The organism is Lysinibacillus sp. NPDC056959, from assembly GCF_042674095.1.
GTDB lineage: Bacteria > Bacillota > Bacilli > Bacillales_A > Planococcaceae > Lysinibacillus > Lysinibacillus zambalensis.
The window spans coordinates 1-6,358 of record NZ_JBHURE010000054.1; the positions used below are offsets into that span (position 1 = coordinate 1).

At 34.1% G+C, this 6,358-nt stretch carries 4 protein-coding genes; 3 read left to right on the forward strand and 1 reads right to left on the reverse strand.

The window, feature by feature from the left end; translation table 11 throughout:
• Window positions 1-178 precede the first annotated feature (178 nt).
• Window positions 179-598 carry a VOC family protein gene (locus ACFTQ7_RS24785; protein ID WP_386831965.1) on the forward strand — a complete coding sequence of 140 codons (420 nt, stop codon included), beginning with the start codon at window positions 179-181 and terminating at the stop codon, window positions 596-598.
• Between the two features lie 205 nt (window positions 599-803).
• On the opposite strand, the gene ACFTQ7_RS24790 is transcribed toward ACFTQ7_RS24785, so the two are convergent.
• Complete coding sequence (locus tag ACFTQ7_RS24790; RefSeq protein WP_386831967.1) at window positions 804-2,264, reverse strand: serine hydrolase domain-containing protein; 1,461 nt, start codon at window positions 2,262-2,264, stop codon at window positions 804-806.
• 372 nt (window positions 2,265-2,636) lie between these two features.
• Between ACFTQ7_RS24790 and ACFTQ7_RS24795 the strand changes: the two genes are divergently transcribed.
• Together ACFTQ7_RS24795 and ACFTQ7_RS24800 are read left to right on the forward strand one after the other, a co-directional pair.
• Window positions 2,637-3,902, forward strand: coding sequence for an IS110 family RNA-guided transposase (locus ACFTQ7_RS24795; protein ID WP_386831969.1), 1,266 nt, complete (start codon window positions 2,637-2,639; stop codon window positions 3,900-3,902).
• A gap of 512 nt (window positions 3,903-4,414) precedes the next feature.
• The gene (locus tag ACFTQ7_RS24800) at window positions 4,415-6,286 is read left to right on the forward strand and encodes a sacsin N-terminal ATP-binding-like domain-containing protein (RefSeq protein WP_386831971.1); all 1,872 of its coding nucleotides are present in this window, start codon (window positions 4,415-4,417) and stop codon (window positions 6,284-6,286) included.
• Window positions 6,287-6,358: the final 72 nt, after the last annotated feature.

Here is a 6,358-nt window from a genome sequence, read left to right on the forward strand (position 1 = left end):
GTTCTACCCTGGCTACTGCTATAATAAAACCATTTGAAAAATGTTCAACCAGAAATATCTGGCTGACCTTATAATACGAACGGAGCAGTTTAGTTCAATAAGAAAAATGGAGATTAGAAGGAAAAAAATACATAAATGGAGAAAGTATCTGTTAAAGATATTGGAAGGAGTCGATAGAATGAGCGAAAAGTTGCTAAGGGTGGGAACTACTTATATTCCAGTAACTAATGTAGAAAATTCTTATGAATGGTATGTAAACAAATTGGGGGCAGAGTTAAGCTATAAAGACGAAGACAAAGCAATTCTTAATTTTGCAAACCAAAGTATTTTTCTTGTTAAGTCTAAAGAAAGTCAAAGTTCTAACTTCTATGATTGCTATGGTGTAGAACGTTTTTCTATAACATTTGAAGTTAATGGACTAACTGCATTAGAGGCAATTCATAGAGATTTTATCGATAAAGAAATAAGAGTTGGAGAAATTGAAAACAGAGGACACTCTGGAAGGAACTTTGTTTTCTTTGATTTAGATGGTAATAAATTTGATGTGTGGAGTGAATTAAGTCCACTTTTCAAAGAAAAATATCTTATCACGAAATAAAAAAAACTATTTTTTTGAACAAACGAAGGCTTTACTTGAAGAAAATCGGGTTGCGTATGCAGCCCCTTTTTTGTTTTACTAACGGAGCAGGTTAGTGGAAGAAATAGCAAGTGGGTTTAACTAGGAGAAGTGTCGATGACATTAAAGAAGACACCGAGGTGTCTTATGTTTTTTAAATTAAGAATATTGATAAATTGGAATTTAATTACTTAACATTATACTTATTTTCGGAGCGAGGCATCTTATCGGTGAGTATATACCAAGTAATGCTTGCTGTTAATAATGTTGACGAAATCAAAGCTGTAAGAACACTATATGTTTGCCAAATAAGTATCGTTGACCAATCGAAGGCAAAAAACATTATACACTGGGCAATCGTAGCGATTAGGAAAATAATTGTTACGATTGTTCTCTTTTTTGTCATTAGTTGCTGCTCATTCGTTTTCCTTTTTCTTAATCCTAAGAGAAATAACAGAACGGCCAATAGGCAAAGAATAATTGTGGTAGACGACAAAATGATGTCCAAAAGCTGTGTGCCGCTTATCTCATATGACTGAGTTAGATTGCCGTTTAATATATTTTTAACTTTTAGTACCAGGTTTATATTGGTATTTGCGCCGTTGCTCAGTAAGCAGATGGCTGTTCGTTCATTTGGCAGTATGGCTACTTCGGTTCTAAAATTCGGATTACCCCCAGTGTGTTCTATAAACGTTTGTTCGGCGTTTACCGACCAACCTGCCGCATAATACATATCGTTGACAGCCGAAACAGACATATCACCCCTATGTGATTTTTCGATAACCCTGTGAAATATTTCGGGTATGTCCTGCAAGATACCCATCTGTATGCCCATCCAACGCGCCATATCTTTTGTATTAGAAATGATATAGCCGGCAGGTTTATTCCCAGCATAATCCGGAGCGTTAAATGGAGTTGTTATGAAAAAGGAAGAACGGTAGCCCTGCGCTAACTGTCCAGTGGCTTGAGCATCTTCTTTATAAACATACGTCTGGTGAAGACCTAAGGGTAGAAATACCTGTTCCCTCATAAAGTCTTCATAGCTTTGTCGTGATACAATCTCAATAACCAAACCCAATACGTCATAATTAACGGTTCCATAGTTATATTGTTCACCGGGAGAGAACGCCAATTCAGCATCTACCAGCGTTTCCACAGTCTTTTGCAACATATCAGGCGTATTGCCTTGTGGAATATTTTGAGTATGTCTAATATTTGTTAGGCCGCTAGTATGGTGAAGGAAGTTATTTAGTGTAAGGCTTTGCATATCAACAGGTTTACCTTGATACTTTAACGTAAACCAAGGTAAATATTTTTGGATAGGGTCAGTCATTGATAGCAGCCCTTGCTCTTCCAATAGCAGAATCCCCATACCAGTAAAAGCTTTACTCACCGAGGCCAACTCATAGAGTGTATTTTCACTTGCAGACAACCCCTTTTCAAGATCTGCATACCCAGAAGAAAAGTAGAACACTTCATCATTAGCAAGTATTGAGATTGACATTCCAGGCACACCTGATGTACGAGAGGCATCATCTAGCAACGCTTGTATTGCCACAGATTTCGAATCTGACAACGCATAACTTTGTGTTGCGAATCCTGAGAATAATATAAGTATCGTTAATACAAAAACAATAGTCTTTTTCATAAACTCTCCTTTTTGAAGAATTATAAGAGTATAAAAAACTTATTTTTATAATTATAAACTAAATTCTAATTTATATTTCTACTTACCTATATAATATCAAGTAATTGTGAAGAGTTACACTTAAACTAACGGGGGCTTTACTTCAAGATGGGATTTCACAGAGATCCCATCTTTTTCTTATTAAACTCCCATGAAAGAACGTAATTATCTTTCATTTTCTGTGGTGTAGTGTTGATTTTAAGCGACATGGATGGCTAACGGGGCAGCATTCCTGTTTGAAAGATGTTCAGGGTCTTGAAAGAAAAAGAGTCCTCTAGTATGATGCTGAGTGTCAACGACCATTGAACCAACATCTACAAGGAGGACTCCTAAATGCATACTAAAATGAATTACAAAATTAATCAAGTGACTGATAATACACTTGTCGTAGGTATAGACATCGCGAAGCGCGTTCATTACGCTTGCCGAGGACGCGTGATGGAAAAAGCTTTTGCTGTACATCAATCAATAGAAGGCTTTGAAAGTTTGTATGAAAAGATTCGACTAACGATGAAAGAAACTCAGAAAACAGAAGTAATTGTTGGAATTGAACCTACGGGTCACTATTGGATGAATTTAGCGTATTTCTTAGACCAATATGGAATACCGCTCGTCATGGTCAATCCAATGCACGTCAAACGTTCGAAAGAGCTGGATGATAATTTACCGACAAAGCACGATAAAAAAGATGCGCTTGTCATTGCTCGTTTACTGAAAGACGGACGTTTTAGTTATCCACGTTTATTAAAAGACATAAATGCTGAATTACGCATTGGTTCTACCCTTCGTTCCAAATTAACGGAGGACTTAGCAAGTATTAAAAATCGAATCATTCGTTGGCTGGATCGTTACTTTCCAGAGTTTACTCAAGTCTTTCCGTCTTTTGGTAAGATGGCACTTGCCACCCTTGAAATGACTCCGTTACCACAAGATATTGAACAGAAAAATGCAGAACAGCTTGTTTTTCTCTACCGTCAGGTAGAGGGGATGAGAGTTCCGCAGTTACCTAAAGCAAAGCTACTTATTGAAGCTGCGATAAACTCTATTGGACTGACAGAAGGAACAGAGATGGCCCGACGTGAAATCGCCACGCTCCTACGTCAGTATCGCTTATTAGAAAGTGAAATTAAATCTGTAAATAATCAATTAGCAGAAATGGCTAAAACAACGATGGAATATGATTTACTTGCATCAGTTCCAGGTTTAGGAGATGCGACGATTGTTGATTTACTTTCAGAAGTAGGATGCTTTTCACTTTATGAAAATCCACGCCAACTCATCAAACTAGCGGGATTAACATTACGTGAAAACTCATCTGGTCAACATAAAGGGCAAAAACATATCTCCAAACGAGGAAGAAAGAGACTTAGATATATTCTGTTCAAAGTAATAGTACCACTCATTCGTCACAATGAAGCGTTTAAGCAACTTCATGAATATTACACAACACGTCAACAAAATCCTTTACGTGGAAAACAATCAATGGTGGTACTGTGTGGTAAATTACTGAAGGTATTACATGGTATTTGTAAAAAGAAAGTACGTTTTGACGAGAAATATAAGATGAAAGACCTCTACTGTCTCGCAGAGGTAGCGTAAACAAATTTTCTTCATCGAACTATAACTAGAAGGATGACACGGAGAAGCCAGCAACATAACTAAACTTAGACCAAGAGTCCCCGGGGCAGCTTAGCAGGCCTCTGCCTTATGAATAGACCGAACGAAGGAATGTAAGCGCACTGACGCTAAGAGACATGGGAGGGTACGTCGTCATAAGTATCGCAGAGATCCATTGTGCATCACATAGTGGATAAAAAAGCTAATGATTTCCATTAGTTTAGCGAAGCGTACAGCTAACTTGTAAAATAAAACAATAAATTCAAAACACTGTTTGTAAATGAAGTGAAAAAATATTTTTTCTTCATCACGAAGTGATGGAAACCGTTGATGCATCAATGTTTATAGAGGGAGGTTAGTTTAAGAAGGAAATAATGATAGCAGGATCTAATGTACATATTTTCAATCCTAATTTAAATAATATAAAAATTTGAGTTATTAGTAAATATTGGTTATATTATTTGTTGATAAGTGTAATTTTTGGAGGGGTACAATTGACAATCTATCAAGATATAATAGGTATATTTGAAGAGAATTCTTCTTATAAAAACCCGACACAAGCAGTAAATCAGGCAAGCTCATTAAATGCATTATCTGGTGATTTATATACAGATGCAAATAGATTCATCTATGAATTACTTCAAAATGCTGATGATTCTTTAGAAAAGGGTAATCCTGTTGAAGTTTGGGTGAAGATCATAGGTCAAGAATTAATATTTGGTCATAGTGGAAAAGCTTTTGATAAGCGGGATTTAATGGGGATTTGTAATGTAAATAATGGAACCAAAAAAAATGACATTAGCAAGACAGGCTATAAGGGGATAGGTTTTAAATCTGTATTTGGTCAGTCAGATAAAGTAATAATTTATTCAAACGATGAGTATTTCAGATTTGATAGAAACTATGATTTTAAATGGCAATGGGAATATCCTAGGGAGAAATGGGAAACAGAAAGTGCCAGGAAGTTTCAATACCCTTGGCAGATAATTCCTATTTATACAAATGAGGATGAGGTAAATTTATCAATTAGGAAGTATATAAATAGTAAAGATATCAATGTTGCAACAATTATTACTTTACATAATTTAGCTGACGTTGAAGAAGCCATAAAATATTTAACTAAAAACACAAATATGTTCTTATTCTTGAAAAATATATCAAAAATTAACTTTGAACTTCCTCAGAGTTCATCGATTTTGATAGATCGTAGCAGTGATGACAGAATAAAATTAGAAAATAGACATAGCAATTCAGAATGGATAATTAAAAGTACTACATTAAAAGTACCAGAGAGTATGCGATCAATTCTTATTGAAGATAGAAATATTCCAGAAAAATTAGCAGCAGCAAGTGAAATTGAGATTACTTTAGCTGCAAAAATTATTGATAATGAAATAGTGAAATTATCTAAAGAAGAAAATCTATTGTATTCTTACTTACCAACAGGTGAATCTAAATATGAACTTCCAGTCTTGGTAAATACAAGTTTTTTAACTGCTGCTAATAGAGAATCATTACATAGTGATTCAAAATGGAATCAATGGATTTTTAATTCATTACCTGTTGAGATTGTTCGTTGGATTGCAGAGTTAGTAGGGTCGGAGTTTAAATATCAAGCTTATCAATTAATCCCAAAAGAAATATATAAAAATGAATTAGGGAATAGTTTCAATAGTGGTATTAAAGAAGCGTTTAATAAAGTTGAATTTATACTTACAAGAGATGATGAATTAATAACTGTTAGGGATGCTATAGTAGATTTAACTTTTTTATCTGAAAAACATTTTGTTGGGGAAAAAGCTATTAAAGCATATGTATGTAGATTTATAGATTATGAAGAATCTATGAATAAAAAATTTATAAAAAGTAATCCGTACTCAAAATATATAAACGATTTATGTTCTTTTAAGTTTACTTGGAATGAATTTAGTAAGTTCCTTCTTTCATCTTATTTTTATTCGGAACATAATGAATTTAAAAATATCAATTTAATTTCTCATATGAAGAAACTTTATGATAAAAATCCTAAAATATTTGATGATAGTTTCATGCAGAGCCTTCCTTTTATATGGAATCATAAACATAAATTAAGTTACCCTAATCAAGTATGTATTCCTACTTCCGATGATACAAATTGGAATAACCCTGAAAGCGATCTGATGTTTTTACATGAAGAAATTCAAAAAACTATAAAAGTTAACCAAGATTTATATAAATGGATTGCAAATTTAGGTGTGAAGGAAAAAACCGATGTAACTTATATTCGTCAAAATATAATACCTAATATTGAGAGCATTTCAACATTAGAAAATACTCATAATTTAATTACTGATTTATTTTTATTATATGATGATTTGTCAAATTAAGTGCAACAATTGCTCATTAAAAGCCTCGTTTGCAGTTTTCCAACCAAGACATTTTCTTGGTCGGTTGTTGAT

Coding starts and splice junctions, on each gene's coding strand:
- ACFTQ7_RS24785 (WP_386831965.1), top strand. CDS start 179: ATGAGCGAAAAGTTGCTAAGGGTGGGAACTACTTATATTCCAGTAACT.
- ACFTQ7_RS24790 (WP_386831967.1), bottom strand. CDS start 2,264: ATGAAAAAGACTATTGTTTTTGTATTAACGATACTTATATTATTCTCA.
- ACFTQ7_RS24795 (WP_386831969.1), top strand. CDS start 2,637: ATGCATACTAAAATGAATTACAAAATTAATCAAGTGACTGATAATACA.